The organism is Streptomyces sp. R818, from assembly GCF_056172735.1.
In genome coordinates, this window is record NZ_JAOCNE010000016.1 from 77,502 (window position 1) to 91,995 (window position 14,494).

Below are 14,494 nucleotides of genomic sequence, written 5' to 3' on the forward strand. Positions count from 1 at the left end.
CGATGCGATCTGTCGGCCTGTCGGCCCCCGCGTCGAGAAACGACCCGTGTATGAGGTGATTGGCCTGGCCATCCGCCCGCATGCGTGCCACATCACGCGGGTACCTGCACAAGATTCGCCTAGACTGGCGTCCATGAGGGCCGACGCCGCACGCAATCTCGAAGCTGTCCTGACCACTGGCGCACGTATGCTCGCCGCCGACCCGGGCGCGAGCATCGCGAGCATCGCCGCGGAGGCCGGCGTCGACCGCAGGACCGTCTACCGGCGGTTCGACACCCGCGAGGAGTTGCTCGCCGCGATCTATGTGTCGCGGCTCGAAGCCATCGAGCGGGCCATCGCCGACGCACGCCTGCGGGAGGCCCCGGTCGCGGTGGCCCTGCACCGTTACGTGGAGAACATCATCGCGGTGAACCGCACCTGGCCGGTCGATCTCACCCGCATGCTCGCCGACGACGCGGTCCGCGAGCGGCGGGACGCCTCGGTCCGGGTGGTCGACGCGTTCGTGCAGCGCGCCGTCGACGAGGGGACGTTCCGCGCCGGGCTGCCGGACGGATGGGCACAGGCGCTGCTCGCCGAGCTGATGCACCTCGTGGTGCGGCGCATGCCCGAGCTGACCGACGGGCAGGCGGCGGACCTCGTCGTCGACACGCTCCTCAAGGGCCTCGGACCGGCCTGACAGGCCGGATGGCGGCGCGGGACACGCAGGGGCGCGGGGGCGCGGGGGCCGCGAGGGCGGGGAACGGCTGACGGGCCCTGCGGGCGCTGCGGCCTGCGGGCCCGTCGGGAAGACCGGAAGAGGAGGGCGGGGTCAGCCCTGGGTGCTGCTGTGCTGGCGCGCGCGGTAGCTGGCGGCCTTGACCCGGTTGCCGCAGGTGCGCATGGCGCACCATTCGCGCCGGTGGCCGCGCGAGCGGTCGAGGTAGGTCTGCGTGCACTCGGGGCGGGCGCACTCGCGCAGCAGATCGCCGTCCGCGCCGCCGATGATCTCGACGGTCTCGCGGGCGAGCGCCGCGAGCCCCTGCGCGACCGAGCCGGTACGGGTCGCGCCGTCCCGGCCGAGCCGCAGCGTCACGGGCATGCCGGACGCCTGCAGGTTCACCTCGGCGACCGCGTCGGTGGGCAGCTCCCGGCCGTCCATGCGCGCCGTCACCAGGGAGTAGATCGACTCGCGCAGGTCCACGGCGAGGGCGAGGTCGACCTCGCTCGCGCCGGGCGCCAGGTCGAGCATCCCGGACTCCACGAACCAGTCGTCGAGCAGCTCGGGGGTGGCGAGCTTCTCCGTCGGCAGGTCGTTGCGCCGCGCGCGCAGCGTGCCGACGAAGTCCAGGGGGAGCGTCCCGCAGGGAAAGGCATGATTCACATAACCATTCTGAACGGTGAGCACCCGGAATGCAACCCGTTGGAACGGTGACCTCGTCCGACGCCGCGCCTCAGGCTCCGCTCCATGCGTCGCTGCGTACGAGCTCGGCGAGGCGGGCGGGGCTCAGTACGGGTGTGCGGCGCGTTCCCGGGAGCTGGTAGGCGCGGGCGTTCACTTCGGTGGCCAGGACGCGGAGGCCGTCGGGGCGCAGGGAGTCGGCCCGCCATTCGACGGCGCCTTCGCCCCCGTTCGTGGCCGGACCGGTGCCGGTCATGAGGAGCGTGCCGTCGGCGAGTTTCCGGGCCTTGCGGAAGACCTTGCCGATGGCCGGGTCGGCCGGTCTCCAGCGTTGCACTGTGACGGCTATGAGGCACTTGCCGTGTCCGTCGTCGACGGTGAGATGGCCGTAGCCGGGCTGTCCGCTCCCGTCGGCCACCCGGACACCGCGGGGCACGGCGGCGGCGATGACACGTGTGATGCGGTCCGCCGGCATGGACTGGTCGATGTCCGGTGCGGGCCGGGGTCGCGGCGGCGGCAGGGTGGCCAGGACCGGCTTCCAGGCGGGCGATCCGGCGATCTCGGCGAGTTCCCGGCTCGTGAGCGGCAGGGAAGCGCTCCCGTGCGGGGAGTTCCGCTCTTTCGGGGCGGGTGGCACGGCGGGGATGTTCGACACCGAGATCGCGAGCTGACGGCCGTTCGGGTACGTCAGAACGGTGGTGAGCCGTCGGGCGGCCGTGGGACGGGACTCGTCGAGCGGTGAATCGTCGGAGGTCAGTCGCGCCCCGCGATAGCTCTGTGCCGTGCAGACACTGCGCGGGTGGAGGGCGCTGTCCGGGCAGCTCAGCGCTTGCGGGCTGATGGGCAGGGGGAGGCGGCTCGCCGCTACTTCCACGAGCCCTTCGGACCCGTTCCTCGTGAAGGTCATGGAGGCCGAGGACGAGGGGTCGACCTGCCGGTTCCCGGCGTCCTGACTTCTCGCTCCGCCTCCCTGCGGGAGAAGCTCCCGCAGGGTGTGGGCGAAGGGGTTCGGGGGCGCGGGGGCTGCTTCCGGCTCCTTCGGGGCCGCGCAACCCGACGCGAGCAGGGCGCCGGCCGCCAGTGCGGGGAGTGCCAGTACCGCGCGATCAAGGATCGGTTTCACAGTTCCTGACTCCATGGGAGGAAGGGGGCGGGCCGCCGCTCGTGAACGAGCGGCGGCCCGCCGTGGACAGCCCCGGGTCAGCAGGGGCGGCCGGAGGAGATGGAGTCGTTGTAGGGGTAACTCAGCGTGTTCCAGGTGTAGTTGTTCTGGAACACGCCCTGGATGCCGCCGTAGTTGTTGTCGGTGAAGAGGCACCAGGTCTGCCCCGAGTAGTTGCTGATGTAGGAGACCCTGTCCTGGAAATTCCCGTCGCTGCCGTTGGTCAGGTTCGGGAAGGCCCAGGATTCGTAGTCGCAGCGGTTCGACGAGTTGTAGGAGTCCTCGCACAGCTTGAGGGTGCCCGCGGCGGGGGCGGCCGACGCGGGGACCGTCGTCACGGCCGCGACGAGCGCGCCCGCTGCCATCGCGACACCGGCACTCGCCATGGCCTTCTTCGTCAGCTTCATTGCAGCTCCTTCACGCAGATGGAATGGGTTTGTTTCAGGTGTGTGCTGGATGTCGGTCAATACGTCGTCACCAGCGGCTCGTCCTCGTCGACGACATACGTGGAGAGCATCATCGTCGTCACCTTCCCGACGTTGACGGCGTTGTGGACGGTCCCGGACGGGATGAAGAACGGGTCGCCCGTGCGCAGCCGGATCGGCGGCCTGTCGTCGAACTTCATGAGGACGTCACCGCGCACGATGTAGCCGACCTCCACTCCGGGGTGGCTGTGCCGGCCGGACTCCTTGTGCCGGGGGATCTGCACCAGCGTCTGCACCGTCTCCCACCCCTCGGCCGGGGACGGGTGTTCCTGCAGCAGAGTCCTGGTCACACCGTCGGTCGGACCGGAGTCGGCGGCGTGGGCGGTCGAGGAAAGGGCGGCGACCCCGAGGGCGCCGGCCGCCGCGACACCGCTGGTACGGAGAAGAGAGCGTCGATCGATCGTCACGGGTTCTCCCGAAAAGGTGTCAGGAGCCAGCCGGGCTGGCGCGATACGTGTATCTTCGGCTCCGCCAACATATCTATGCTCGGCGAGACACACAAGACACACACTCAGCCACATGTGTGCACACCTCGATCGGATGGGATGACCATGCTTCTGCGAACCATCACCGCACTGGCCGTCGGCGCGGCAGGCGCGCTGGCCCTCGCCGTCACACCGGCGACCGCGGCCCCCGCCGCGTCCTGCGACGGCGCGCTCGTGCTCTGGGACAACGTCAACTACAGCGGCGGCAACGGCTGCCTGGGCTACTGGCAGGACACCGAGAACCTGTCGGGCTTCAGCCTGCAGGACAAGGTGTCGTCCATACAGAACTTCACCGGCACCCCGTTCTGCCTGTACGCCGACAACAACTTCGGCGGTGACCACTTCGAGATCGCCCCGCACACGTCGATCGTCGACATGAGAAACCCCAACCCCTACTGGAACGACCGGATCAGCTCGGTCAAGCACAACGGCTGCTGACGATCGCGCACGGCGTACGAGAACGCCCCGGCCCGCGCCTTCGGGAAGCGCGGGCCGGGGCGTTGTCGTACGCGTAGGGAGGTCGTCGCCGGACGGGTCAGTGACGGGGGGAGACGCAGCGGAAGCTGGTGGCGAGGGCGGGGTCGCCGTGGCCCTTGTAGTGGGACACCGCGGGGTAGGCGCACAGGTCGTGTGCGACCGTCTCGCCGTCGGTGTCGACCAGCGTGGCGGGCAGGGTCCTGGGTGCCTTGCCGTGCTCGACCCAGGCGGTCAGCGCAGCGAGGCCGTCGGCCGAACCGTCCTGGCCGTTGAGGCCGCAGTGGTCGGTGTTCGGGGCGAGGAAGACACGGTAGAAGTCGTCGACGCGCCCGGCGCCGCCCAGTTCACGCTCGACCTGCCGGTGGTAGCGCACGGTGCCCTGGGCGGGGATGAACTGGTCGGTGTCGCCCTGCCAGGTGATCAGCTTGCCGCCGGATGTGCGGAAGTCCGACAGATCCGGGTCGTCGGTGCCGATGACCTCGTCGTACTCGGCCTGGGACTGCCTGAACAGCTTCGTGAAGTCGCTGTAGGTGATCTTCGTGAGGTCGAAGGACGGATCCTTCTCCAGGAAGAGCCGGACCCAGGCGGCGGGGACCGGGAAGGGCACACCCTTCACGACGCCGTCGCTCTTGTCGGGCTCGGAGTGCGCCAGGCCCGCCAGGTCGGCCCCGACCGGCACGCCCGCCCAGAGCTTCTTGCCCGAGGGGGTGCGGGGGCCGTCCCAGATCTTGCGGACCACGGCCGCGTCCGCCGCGGTGACGGTCAGCTCCTCGCCCGCGCACTCGACCTTGGTGCCGATCAGGCGGCGCGGGTCGAAGTCGCACCGGGAGGCGTCGTTGACCAGGCCGTCCTTGACGCCGTCGAGCTTGTCGCAGGCCTTGACGGCGGCGTCGGTGAACGCCTTCAGCTCGCAGTCGGTCGGGTACCTCTTCTCGTTGTTCAGGACCACCTGCGGCCACAGGGTGGCGACCTCGTACTCGTCCCAGTTGATGGCGGGCGCGTTCGCGAGGATGCCGTCGTAGTCGTCCGGGTACGCCTGGGCCTCCATGTAGCCCTGGCGGCCGCCGGTGGAGCAGCCGGTGAAGTAGGAGTAGGCGGCACGCCTGCCGTAGACGCCGTTCACGACCGCCTTGCCGACGGCCGCGGCCTCGTGCTGGGAACGGGAGGCGAAGTTCTTCAGCGCCGTGCGGTTGACCCGGCCCCCGGCGTCGAGCACCCAGCTCGTGTCGAGGACGTCGCCGACCCCGGCGTCCGTGGTCATCGCCGCGTAACCGTTCTTCACCGCGGTACCCAGGCCGACACCGTTGTCGGCGGCGCTGAAGGCGCTGCCGCCGATCGCCTGGAACCGGCCGTTCCACTGCTGCTCGGGCAGCCAGGTCTGCACCTTGGCGTGATCGCCCTCTCCCGGGTGGGTGAGGGTGACCGTCACCTGGCAGAAGGCGGGAACGCCCGAGACCTCGCCGCCGAGCAGCCCGGTGCCCTGGATGGTGCCGCCGGCCTGGCGGACCGCGGTCACGGACTCCACCTTCGTACCGGCCGGAGCCTTCACGGTCGGCGCCGCGCAGGCGGCGGTGGTGGCGGCGGCGGTGGCGGTGCCGCGCGTCTCGTCCGCCGAGGCGGTCGGCAGCCATACCGCCGCCGCGACCAGCGGCACACCTGCCGCGAGTGCCGTCAGAGCCTTCTTCATATGTTCCATCCAAGGAGTAGGTGTGTGCCTTCTGCAGCGGCACACGTGTGCACGTCACATGACGTGTCGGGAGTTCGGGGCGCGTGCGTCGCCGCCCTGTGACAACTGTGTCCATGAGCCCATGGCGCAACAACAGTCAATTGACGGCTCGGTCGGCGGAGTTGACGCTTAGGTCATTCGACGGACATCGGCGCTCGGCGACGCCTCCGCATGTTCCTCGCGCGGCCACTTCGCATGGTGCCGCCGCACCCAGGCCTTGCTGACATGTCCGGTACGCATACCGAGCCGTGCCTCCGGGTCCTGGCGCGCCATGCGCACATGTCCCAGGACGACGAGGGTGATCGCCCAGGCCAGCACATCGTGGACGAAGATCGCACTGGTGCGGGAGAGGAAGGGCAGCAGCCCCGTGCACCACATCAGCAGACCGGTGAACAGCATGACCAGCACGGCGCCGGCGATCCAGCCCGCGTAGAGCTTCTGCCCCGCGTTGAACTTCCCGGCCGGGCGCGCCCCCGGCGAGGTGCGGCGTTGCCGGACGGCGCGCAGCCACTGGCGGTCGTACGGCGCGAAGCGGTTGATGCGGCGCAGGTCGGCGCGGAAGGCGGGCGAGAGGAGCCCGAGCAGGAACGGCAGCGGCAGCGCGATGCCGGACCATTGGTGCAGGGTGACCATCAGGTGCCGGCGGCCGACGAGTTGGGCCAGCGGCCCGAGGTAGAGGCAGGCGGCGGTGGCCAGGCACACCAGCATCAGCCAGCCGGTGGTCCGGTGGATCCAGCGCTCGGCGGGGCTGAACCGGCGGACCCTGCCGGACGGTTCAGGGCGCGTCGCTGCGCCGGTCGGCGTCGTCGAGCCAGCCGTCGACCGCATAGCCGCGCTCCTCCCAGTAGCCGGGGACGACCTTGTCGGTGACCGAGATGCCGGACAGCCACTTGGCCGACTTGTAGAAGTACATGGGTGCCACGTAGAGGCGGACGGGGCCGCCGTGCGCGTGGCTGATGGGTTTGTCCTGCATCTTCAGCGCGACCATGACGTCGGAGCGGCGGGCCTGTTCCAGGGTGAGGCTCTCGCTGTAGGCCCCGTCGAAACAGGTGAAGCGGATCGCCGCGCCCGCCGAGCGCACCCCGGCGTCGTCGAGGATGTCGGCGAGTCTCACCCCGTCGAAAGGTGTCTTCTCCACCCGCCATCCGTCCGTGCAGACGACGTCGTGCACGACCCGGGTCTGCGGCAGCGCGCGCAACTGGCCGAGGGTGTAGTCCCTGGGCCGGTCCACCAGGCCGGTGACCCGGAGCCGGTAGTCCGTCTCGTCCTTGTGCGGTACGGAGCCGACGACGCTGTAGTACCGGAAGCCGCCGGGATTGGGCAGCAGTCCGGTCGCGCCGGTCGGGTCGAGCTGCGAGGCCGCGCCGAGGAACCCCTCCCAGCCCCGCTGGAGCCAGGGCGCGGCGGCGAGCCCCGCGGCCCCGGCGGCGAGCGTGGCCAGCATCGCGCGCCGCCCCACAGGTGGGCCTTCGGCTGCTCCGTCGGCCTGCTGTCGCGGTGTCTCCGCCATGGTCAGCGCTCCTCGCTTTCGGTGAGTCGACCTGGCGTACGGGGCAGGAAGTCCGAGGCGGTCGGCCCGTAGCCGAACAGCACCGCGCTCCGCGCCCAGTTCCACATCTGTGCGTCCGTCGGCCAGGCGTGTTCTTCGGGCCCGGTGCCGTCCCTGTGCGTAGCCATGTCGTGCTCCCGCTCCTCGGGTCGGTCTCCCGCTCAGGCGGCGATGCCGGTGGCGGCGTCGGCGTTGATGGTGACGGGGATGTTGCCGCGCAGGGCCTTGGAGTACGGGCAGATCTGGTGGGCGGCCTGGGCGAGTTCCCGGGCCGTGGCCCGGTCGACGCCGCCGAGGACCGGGTTGAGGACCGCGGAGAGGGAGAACTCTCCGTCGTCGCCGTGCGTCAGGGTGATCTCGGCGGTGATGGCGGTGCTGGTCAGCCGGATCTTGCGGGAGGCGGCGGCCCGGCGCAGGGCGCCGAGGAAGCAGGCGGCCCAGCCGGCGGCGAGCAGCTGCTCGGGGTTGGTCGCGGTGCCGGCGCCGCCGAGCTCCTTCGGAAGGGCGAGGTGGGTCTCCAGGAGGCCGTCGGAAGAACGGACGTGTCCTCCGTTGCGGCCTTCTCCGTCGACATCGACAACGGCGGTGTAGCTGACTGCCATGACTGTGCTCCCTGTCCGGATCCGAGTCGAATGCTCATCGACCTCAACCAACCCCCCGCCGCGCTCCGTTCGTGTCACCAGAGTCACCGGTCGGGGTGGTGTTGAAATCATGTCGACCCATGCGTCACCTGTCAAGACAGTTACTACAGTTGCTGTGTATGTGCGCGGCCGTCCAGGGGACGGAGTGCGTCGTACAGTTCGGTCACCTGCACGACAGTGGGCTGCACGACAGCGGACCACTCGCCGCGCAGCCCGGGCCAGACCGCCAGCAGCGTCCGGCCCTCCGCGCGGCCCAACTGGGCCGTGACATCGGCGCATCCCCCGATCGCGGGCGTCCAGGAGAGCAGGATCCGGCCCTGCGGCAGGGAGAACGGCCCGCTCAGCGGCGCCCAGACCGCCATGAGCCGGCCGCCGCGCCCGGGTGTCACGAGCGCACCGCGGACATCGGCCGGCATCGGTGCCCGCGTCAGGGTGGACAGTGCGACGGGGGTCCGGTCGGCCGCGGACCCCGGCACCAGGGTGAGAACGGGCCTTCCCGCCCTGTCGACGGCCCTGTCGACGGCCCTGTCGCCGCCCCGGGGGCGCCTCCGGGACGGTGCCGGGGCGTCCACGGGGCGGTCGGGCCATGGCCGGTGCGGCGAGTCGTACCTCGTCATGTCTGTCTTCCCTCCATACCTGGGTGGTCACCGGCCGCGGCACCCGACGTGCACAGACACATAGGTGTGGGGCGGAGCGGCGTAGGTGTGAGGTCAGAATACGTGTCTCGCCGAGGTCCTGGGTCACACCGGTCGATGGACCTATGCTGCTGTGCATGGATGCTGCGCGACCTCCCCGCAAACGTGACGGCGCCGCGACGCGCGAGGCGATCCTCGCCGCGGCGGTGGTCGAGTTCACGGAGCACGGCTATGCGCGGGCCGGGGTGCGGCAGATCGCCGAACGGGCGGGGGTGACGGCCATGATGATCAACCGCTACTTCGGCTCCAAGGACCGGCTGTTCGCCCAGGCGGTGGACCGGGCCTTCGGGCCGCCGACCGTGGTGGGCGACGAACGCCACGACTTGTCGCAGGCGTTGGCGCACACCCTCGCCGAGCGCACCGGGCCCGGGGCCGGGCGTCTCGACCCGTTCCTGCTGATGCTGCGCTCGGCGCCGGACCCCGAGGCGACGGACGCCCTGCGCCAGGGCATCGAGACACATGTGGGCGCCCGCCTTGCAGGACTGCTGCCGGGGCCCGAGGCCGAGGTGCGGGCCCAGCTCGGCCTCGCTCTGGTCGCCGGGGTGTGGCTGCTGCGCACGGCCGTCGGCACCACCGCGCTCGCCGAGGCCGCCGACGACGACCTCGCGGAACTGCTCACGGCCATGCTCCGGCCCCTCACGGGGGAGGCCGGCGACGAAGCCGCCCCTGACGCGGGCCCGGAGGGCGCCGACGCCTAGGGCTAGCCCCAGCCGGGCTGTCGGCGTTCAGAAGGCCGAGCGGATCAGCCCGCCGTCGACGCGGATGGTGGCGCCGCTGATGTACTGCGCGTACTCACTGCACAGATACGCCACCGCCCCGGCGATCTCGTCGGGCTCGCCGAAGCGCTCCTGGTCGTTGGGGATGAGCGCCTCGACGGCGCCTGGCCGGATCTCCTCCCAGGTGTCGCCCCAGCCGCGGGCGGGACCGATGTGCGTGACGAGTTCTCTGGTCGCCTCGACGAGGATCGCCCCGGGCGAGACCACGTTCGAGGTCACGCCGGTGCCCTTCAGGTCGCGGGCCAGCGACACGGCGAGGTTGTGCCGGGCGGCCAGGGTGGCGTTGTACTGCGGATGGGTGTTCATCGGCTGGGAGGCGAGACCGCCGCCGATCGTGATGACCCGGCCCCAGCCGCGCTCCCGCATCGCGGGGACGAGGTGCTGGATCATCCGCACGCCCGACACCACGTTGACGTTGTAGGTGTCACGCCACTCGTCGGGGGTCGCTTCCGTCCATGACAGGTGCCGGTAGAAGCCGGCGTTGTTGACGAGGATGTCGACGGGCCCGTCGGCCAGGGCCGCCCGGGCGACCCCGGCGGCCGCGTCGTCGTCGGCCAGGTCGCCCAGGACGACGGCGGCGTCCCCGCCGGCCTCGCGGACCTCCCCGGCGACCTTCTCCGCGCGCCCCTTATCCCGGCCGTGGATCAGCACCGTGGCGCCTTCGGCCGCGAGCAGCTTCGCCGTGGCCTCACCGAGTCCGCCGCTCGATCCCGTGACGAGCGCGCGCTTGCCGGTCAGATTCAGGTTCATGTCCACGTCCTTCGCTCGGGCCTCTCCGGCCGTGACGGCTGGAGAACTGTGCGGATCTCAAAAGTATACGTCCGTAGACTTCTAAGTCCGATGCGGCGCGGCCACGCACACCGGAGTCAGTAACCGCCTTGACCGGTGATGAACTCGTGTGCCAGAGTCGGCAGCGCCGTACAGCTCCGACGTCAGCCTCGGCGAATGGTTCACACCCCCACCCACCCCACACTCCGGAGATCACCATGAGTGCCTTCGCTCGCCCCGAGACCGGCCCGCTCTCCCCCGGTACCCACACCTTCGAGCTCGGTGGTGTCGCCCAGCGCTACCACGTCCACGGCGAGGGCCCCGTCTGTGTGGCGCACTCCGGCGGCCCCGGCATCTTCTGGGAGTACCTGCGGATGCCGCTGCTGGAGCGCCACCTGACCATGGTCTACGTGGAGCCCATCGGCACAGGGGGCTCGGGGCGGCTGCCCTCCCACCCGCACGGTTACACCCGGGACCGCTACAGCCGCTTCCTGGACGTGCTGATCAGCAGGCTCGGCGTGCCCGCCGTGCACCTGCTGGGCCACTCCCACGGCGCCTTCGTCGCGGCCTACCACGCCCTGCACCGCGCAGGCCGGCTGTCGGGCGTCATCCTGTACGGGGGCGCGCCGGTGACCGGACCGGAGCACGGCGAGGAAGCGAGCGCCAGGGTGCGGGAGTTCGCCACCGTCCACGCCGGTCATCCCGGACTGCCCGCTGTGCTGGAGGCGTTCGCGGCGATGGGCGGCATGACCGACGACGCCTCGACCGTGGCCGTCGCCCGGGGCGTGCTGCCGTCGTACTTCGCGGACTACTGGGGCGACGAGGAGCGGTTCGCGCCGTTCCGTGACGCGGTGCGGGCCACGTACGTCTCCGGACTCGACGAGAACCTCTCCCCCGACCTCGTCGACGACCGTGCCGCCCTCAAGGGACTGGCGGTGCCGGCCCTGGTGATCGTGGGCCGGCACGACGTGATCTGCGGACCGCGCTGGTCGCGGGAGCTCGACGAACTGATCCCCGATTCCCGTCTCGTGGTGCTTGAGCACAGCGGGCACATGGGCCACATCGAGGAGCCCGAGACGTTCGGCGCCGCGGTCCTGGACTTCGTACGGGAGACCGCCACCGGTCCCGCGGGGGCCTGAAGGCGGTCCCGCAGTTCACGCGGGTGGAAGGTACTGGGCGGCTGTTCAGCCGTGTGCCGCTGGTGGGGGTGCCGGGCCGTTGCGGGAGGATTGCGGGAGATCCCGTGCGATGTGCGGCTGAGGAGAGGGAGAGCGGAGCATGATGTCCGTCCATGACGTCGACCTGCTGGCCGGCCGGGCTCATGCCGGGCAGGTCGACAAAGTCGGTGTCGCCTATGTCGAGCATGTGCGCGCGGTCGCCGCCGGGCTCGCGCCGTTCGGTGACGAGCTCGTCATGGCCGGGCTGCTGCACGACGTCCTGGAGGACACCGACTGGACCGCCGGCGGGCTGGTGGATGCCGGTGTGCCCGCCCGGGTCGTGGAGATCGTCCAGGCGGTGACCAATGAGGCGGGCCCGGAGTACGAGGAGAAGATGCGTCGGATCACCGCCGACCCTCGGGCCGTCCTCGTGAAGATCGCGGACAACGCGCACAACTCCCGTCCCGACCGCGCCGCGCGGCTGTCCGTCGCCGAGCGCGAGCGGCTCGCGGGCAAGTACCGTGCCGCGCGCCGTGTGCTGTGGCCGGCGGCCGATCCGCGGGACGTCGGGGCGATCGTGCGCGTCGTGAACCCGGCGCTCCTCGGTGAACTCGCATGACGACGGTCGCCGAGCGCGCCGCAGGACAGGCGCTGCGGCCCCATCAGGTCGAGGCCGTCGACGCGCTCGTACGGGCCCTGGAGGCGCCCTCGGACGGGCGGCTGCCTGCCGGGGGCCTGCGGTGTCAGTGCATCGCCGCCACCGGGTCCGGCAAGACGCTCATCGCCGCAGCGACCGCGCGGAGGCTGGACGCGCGGCGCGTGCTGGTCCTCGTCCCCACCCTCGACCTGCTCGTGCAGACCGCGAACGCCTGGCGGCGGGACGGCGGCCGGGCCGGGGCGATGGTCGGCGTGTGCTCGCTGGCGGCCAAGGACTCCGAGGGTGTGCCCTGCACCACCGATCCGGACGAACTCTCCGCCTGGGTCAGCGAGTTGGGGCGCGTGACCGTGTTCGCCACGTACGCGTCGGTGAGCGTGCTGCAACAGGCTCACGCCGCTGGGCTCGGCGCCTTCGACCTCATGGTCGTGGACGAGGCGCACCGCACCAGCGGCGACGGGCTCAAGCCCTGGGCCGCGGTCCACGACCAGCAGCGGATCCCGGCCGCGCGCCGGGTGTACATGACGGCGACGCCGCGGGTGTGGCAGGCCGCCGGGAACGGTCCGGGCGGGTCGTCGGCGCGGCTCGTCGCGAGCATGAGCGAGGACTCCCCGGTCTTCGGGCCCGTCGCCTACCGGCTGACGCTGTCGGAGGCGATCGGGCGGGGCCTCGTCGCGCCGTACCAGGTCGTGTGCGTCGACATCCGCGATCCGGAGTACGGGCATCGGGCGCGGCTCGGTACGGGGACGGAGCGGGTGCGCGGGGCGCGCCTCGCCGCGTTGCAGGCGGGTGTGGTGACGGCGGCGGCGCGCGAGAACCTGCGCAAGGTCCTGACCTTCCACTCGCGGGTGGCCGAGGCGGAGGCCATGGCCGCGGGCGTCCCGGATGTCGCGCGGCGGCTGTGGGAGGAGGACCGGCGGCTGTATCCGGACCCGGAGCGGGTGTGGGCGTCCTGGCTGTACGGCGAGCATCCGCCCGCACACCGGCGCGCCGTGCTCGCGGAGTTCGCCTCCGACGTCGTCGAACGGGACGGGCATGACGGCTCCGACGTCGTCGAACGGGACGGGCGTGACGGCCCCGCCCTGGTGCCCGCGGCGCTGCGCGTGCTGGCCTCGGTGAAGGTGCTCGGGGAGGGGGTCGACACGATCGCGGACTCGGTCGCGTTCTGCGACGTGCGCGGGTCGATGGTCGACATCGTGCAGGCGGTCGGGCGGGCTCTGCGGACGCGCCCCGGGCAGGGGAAGGTCGCCTCCCTGATCGTGCCCGTCTTCCTGGAGGAGGGCGAGGAGCCCGAGGACATGCTGACGTCCCCGGCCTACGGCGGCCTGGCGAAGATCCTGGAGGCGTTGCGTGCGCACGACTCCGAGGTGATCGAGGCGCTCGCCGATCCCCGCGCGCGCAGCGGCAGTTCGGTCGACGAGGGCGACGAGGACCCGGCGGCAAGCGAGGGCGCTCCGTCGGCGAAGGCGGTCAGCAGCCGCGCCCGTGAGCTGCTCAAGTTCTCCTCGCCCCGGGACGCGGCGCAGCTGGCGCGGTTCGTCCGGCTGCGGGTCCTCGAACCGGAAGGGGAGTACTGGCGGCGCGGTGTCGAGGCCGCGGCCCGGTACGTGCAGGAGGCCGGGGGCGGCGGGCTGAGGGTGGCGTACGACTTCGTCACCCCTGCCACGTGGTCGCCGGCCGGGTTCCCGCTCGGGGTGTGGCTCGCCACCCAGCGCAAGAACCACAAGGCCGGGCGGCTCGACGCCGAACGGGCCGCCGAGCTCGACGGGCTGGGCATGGTGTGGTCGCACTGGGACGTGGCCTGGGAGGAGGGGCTTGCCGCGGCCCGTGAATGGGCCGCCGAGCACGGCCACTTCCTGCCGCCCGTGACCGCCGTGTGGAACGGCTACCCGGTCGGGGCGTGGGCGAAGAACCAGCGCGCGGCGGCCAGACGCGCCGACGAGATCGCGGAGCGGCGCGCGGCCGGACAGCCCATCGGGTCCGCCGCGGGCGCGCTTCCGGAGTCCCGGCGCGAGCAGCTCGACGCGGTCGACCCCGGCTGGTGCCCCGTCTGGGACACCGCCTGGCAGCGCTGCTTCCGGCTCGTGCGGGCGCGTGTCCGGGCGGGCGGGGGTCTGCCGACGGGGGCGGGTGACGTCGTCGTGCAGGGGGAGGACCTCGGGCGGTGGACGCAGGCACAGCGCCACGGCTTCGAGCACCTGCTGCCCGCGCAGCGGTGGCTCGTCGAGAACGTCCTCGGGGTCGAGCCCGCCGGGGAGGACGAGCGGCCGGTGCGGCGTACGCAGGACGACAAGTGGGCCCTCAACCTCGCCGCCGCCCGGCAGTTCCACGCGCGGGAAGGGCACCTGAACGTGCCCCGCAAACACGTCGAGGCGGTGCCGGTCGGCCTCGCCGGGCCCGCCGCCACCGGGCGCGGCATCGCCGCCGACGACACGGTCCCCGTGGCGCTCGGCATGTGGACCGCCAACGTACGCAGACGGGCCGGGAAGCTCGGCACGGGGCGGCGCGGGGACCTTGATGCGTTGGGCATGCGCTGGTAG

17 protein-coding genes are annotated in these 14,494 nt (G+C 71.7%); 6 read left to right on the plus strand and 11 right to left on the minus strand.

The window, feature by feature from the left end:
• The first annotated feature begins 187 nt into the window (after positions 1-187).
• Positions 188-676, plus strand: coding sequence for a TetR/AcrR family transcriptional regulator (locus tag N5I75_RS38930; protein ID WP_476685510.1), 489 nt, complete (start codon positions 188-190; stop codon positions 674-676).
• A gap of 132 nt (positions 677-808) precedes the next feature.
• Here the strand turns inward: N5I75_RS38930 and N5I75_RS38935 are convergent, their stop codons facing one another.
• The 4 genes from N5I75_RS38935 to N5I75_RS38950 all read right to left on the minus strand — a co-directional run bounded on the left by N5I75_RS38935 (position 809) and on the right by N5I75_RS38950 (position 3,432).
• Positions 809-1,360 (minus strand): CGNR zinc finger domain-containing protein, encoded by a 552-nt coding sequence (locus N5I75_RS38935; RefSeq protein WP_476685163.1) that lies wholly within the window; start codon positions 1,358-1,360, stop codon positions 809-811.
• 70 nt (positions 1,361-1,430) lie between these two features.
• The gene (locus tag N5I75_RS38940) at positions 1,431-2,501 is read right to left on the minus strand and encodes a hypothetical protein (protein ID WP_476685165.1); all 1,071 of its coding nucleotides are present in this window, start codon (positions 2,499-2,501) and stop codon (positions 1,431-1,433) included.
• A gap of 77 nt (positions 2,502-2,578) precedes the next feature.
• A complete protein-coding gene (locus tag N5I75_RS38945; protein WP_476685167.1) occupies positions 2,579-2,947 on the minus strand; it encodes a hypothetical protein in 369 nt (122 codons plus the stop codon).
• Between the two features lie 56 nt (positions 2,948-3,003).
• Entirely contained in the window at positions 3,004-3,432 is a 429-nt protein-coding gene (locus tag N5I75_RS38950; RefSeq protein WP_476685168.1) for a cupin domain-containing protein, read from the minus strand.
• Between the two features lie 144 nt (positions 3,433-3,576).
• On the opposite strand from N5I75_RS38950, the gene N5I75_RS38955 reads away from it, so the two are divergent.
• Complete coding sequence (locus tag N5I75_RS38955) at positions 3,577-3,948, plus strand: peptidase inhibitor family I36 protein (RefSeq protein ID WP_476685169.1); 372 nt, start codon at positions 3,577-3,579, stop codon at positions 3,946-3,948.
• 97 nt (positions 3,949-4,045) lie between these two features.
• Here N5I75_RS38955 and N5I75_RS38960 read toward each other — a convergent pair whose 3' ends face one another.
• From N5I75_RS38960 to N5I75_RS38985, 6 genes are all read right to left on the minus strand, one after another.
• Entirely contained in the window at positions 4,046-5,674 is a 1,629-nt protein-coding gene (locus N5I75_RS38960; RefSeq protein WP_476685170.1) for a tannase/feruloyl esterase family alpha/beta hydrolase, read from the minus strand.
• A gap of 168 nt (positions 5,675-5,842) precedes the next feature.
• On the minus strand, positions 5,843-6,541 hold the full coding sequence (locus tag N5I75_RS38965) for a cytochrome b/b6 domain-containing protein (protein WP_476685172.1): 699 nt from the start codon (positions 6,539-6,541) through the stop codon (positions 5,843-5,845).
• A complete protein-coding gene (locus N5I75_RS38970; RefSeq protein WP_476685511.1) occupies positions 6,489-7,157 on the minus strand; it encodes a molybdopterin-dependent oxidoreductase in 669 nt (222 codons plus the stop codon). The genes N5I75_RS38965 and N5I75_RS38970 overlap by 53 nt, the downstream gene beginning before the upstream one ends.
• A gap of 68 nt (positions 7,158-7,225) precedes the next feature.
• Positions 7,226-7,390, minus strand: coding sequence for a hypothetical protein (locus N5I75_RS38975; RefSeq protein WP_476685173.1), 165 nt, complete (start codon positions 7,388-7,390; stop codon positions 7,226-7,228).
• A gap of 33 nt (positions 7,391-7,423) precedes the next feature.
• Complete coding sequence (locus N5I75_RS38980; RefSeq protein ID WP_476685174.1) at positions 7,424-7,864, minus strand: organic hydroperoxide resistance protein; 441 nt, start codon at positions 7,862-7,864, stop codon at positions 7,424-7,426.
• 143 nt (positions 7,865-8,007) lie between these two features.
• Entirely contained in the window at positions 8,008-8,520 is a 513-nt protein-coding gene (locus N5I75_RS38985) for a hypothetical protein (protein WP_476685175.1), read from the minus strand.
• Between the two features lie 155 nt (positions 8,521-8,675).
• Between N5I75_RS38985 and N5I75_RS38990 the strand changes: the two genes are divergently transcribed.
• Complete coding sequence (locus tag N5I75_RS38990) at positions 8,676-9,296, plus strand: TetR/AcrR family transcriptional regulator (RefSeq protein WP_476685176.1); 621 nt, start codon at positions 8,676-8,678, stop codon at positions 9,294-9,296.
• A gap of 27 nt (positions 9,297-9,323) precedes the next feature.
• Here N5I75_RS38990 and N5I75_RS38995 read toward each other — a convergent pair whose 3' ends face one another.
• The gene (locus tag N5I75_RS38995) at positions 9,324-10,124 is read right to left on the minus strand and encodes an SDR family NAD(P)-dependent oxidoreductase (RefSeq protein ID WP_476685177.1); all 801 of its coding nucleotides are present in this window, start codon (positions 10,122-10,124) and stop codon (positions 9,324-9,326) included.
• 236 nt (positions 10,125-10,360) lie between these two features.
• Between N5I75_RS38995 and N5I75_RS39000 the strand changes: the two genes are divergently transcribed.
• The 3 genes from N5I75_RS39000 (at position 10,361) to N5I75_RS39010 (ending at position 14,494) form a co-directional block, all read left to right on the plus strand.
• Positions 10,361-11,281, plus strand: a complete 921-nt coding sequence (locus tag N5I75_RS39000; RefSeq protein WP_476685178.1) for an alpha/beta fold hydrolase — start codon at positions 10,361-10,363, stop codon at positions 11,279-11,281.
• A gap of 139 nt (positions 11,282-11,420) precedes the next feature.
• Entirely contained in the window at positions 11,421-11,918 is a 498-nt protein-coding gene (locus N5I75_RS39005; protein ID WP_476685179.1) for an HD domain-containing protein, read from the plus strand.
• The gene (locus tag N5I75_RS39010) at positions 11,915-14,494 is read left to right on the plus strand and encodes a helicase associated domain-containing protein (protein ID WP_476685180.1); all 2,580 of its coding nucleotides are present in this window, start codon (positions 11,915-11,917) and stop codon (positions 14,492-14,494) included. The genes N5I75_RS39005 and N5I75_RS39010 overlap by 4 nt, the downstream gene beginning before the upstream one ends.

Coding starts and splice junctions, on each gene's coding strand:
- N5I75_RS38930 (WP_476685510.1), top strand. CDS start 188: ATGCTCGCCGCCGACCCGGGCGCGAGCATCGCGAGCATCGCCGCGGAG.
- N5I75_RS38945 (WP_476685167.1), bottom strand. CDS start 2,947: ATGAAGCTGACGAAGAAGGCCATGGCGAGTGCCGGTGTCGCGATGGCA.
- N5I75_RS38955 (WP_476685169.1), top strand. CDS start 3,577: ATGCTTCTGCGAACCATCACCGCACTGGCCGTCGGCGCGGCAGGCGCG.
- N5I75_RS38960 (WP_476685170.1), bottom strand. CDS start 5,674: ATGAAGAAGGCTCTGACGGCACTCGCGGCAGGTGTGCCGCTGGTCGCG.
- N5I75_RS38965 (WP_476685172.1), bottom strand. CDS start 6,541: ATGCGGTCGACGGCTGGCTCGACGACGCCGACCGGCGCAGCGACGCGC.
- N5I75_RS38970 (WP_476685511.1), bottom strand. CDS start 7,157: ATGCTGGCCACGCTCGCCGCCGGGGCCGCGGGGCTCGCCGCCGCGCCC.
- N5I75_RS38975 (WP_476685173.1), bottom strand. CDS start 7,390: ATGGCTACGCACAGGGACGGCACCGGGCCCGAAGAACACGCCTGGCCG.
- N5I75_RS38980 (WP_476685174.1), bottom strand. CDS start 7,864: ATGGCAGTCAGCTACACCGCCGTTGTCGATGTCGACGGAGAAGGCCGC.
- N5I75_RS38985 (WP_476685175.1), bottom strand. CDS start 8,520: ATGACGAGGTACGACTCGCCGCACCGGCCATGGCCCGACCGCCCCGTG.
- N5I75_RS38990 (WP_476685176.1), top strand. CDS start 8,676: ATGGATGCTGCGCGACCTCCCCGCAAACGTGACGGCGCCGCGACGCGC.
- N5I75_RS38995 (WP_476685177.1), bottom strand. CDS start 10,124: ATGAACCTGAATCTGACCGGCAAGCGCGCGCTCGTCACGGGATCGAGC.
- N5I75_RS39000 (WP_476685178.1), top strand. CDS start 10,361: ATGAGTGCCTTCGCTCGCCCCGAGACCGGCCCGCTCTCCCCCGGTACC.
- N5I75_RS39005 (WP_476685179.1), top strand. CDS start 11,421: ATGATGTCCGTCCATGACGTCGACCTGCTGGCCGGCCGGGCTCATGCC.
- N5I75_RS39010 (WP_476685180.1), top strand. CDS start 11,915: ATGACGACGGTCGCCGAGCGCGCCGCAGGACAGGCGCTGCGGCCCCAT.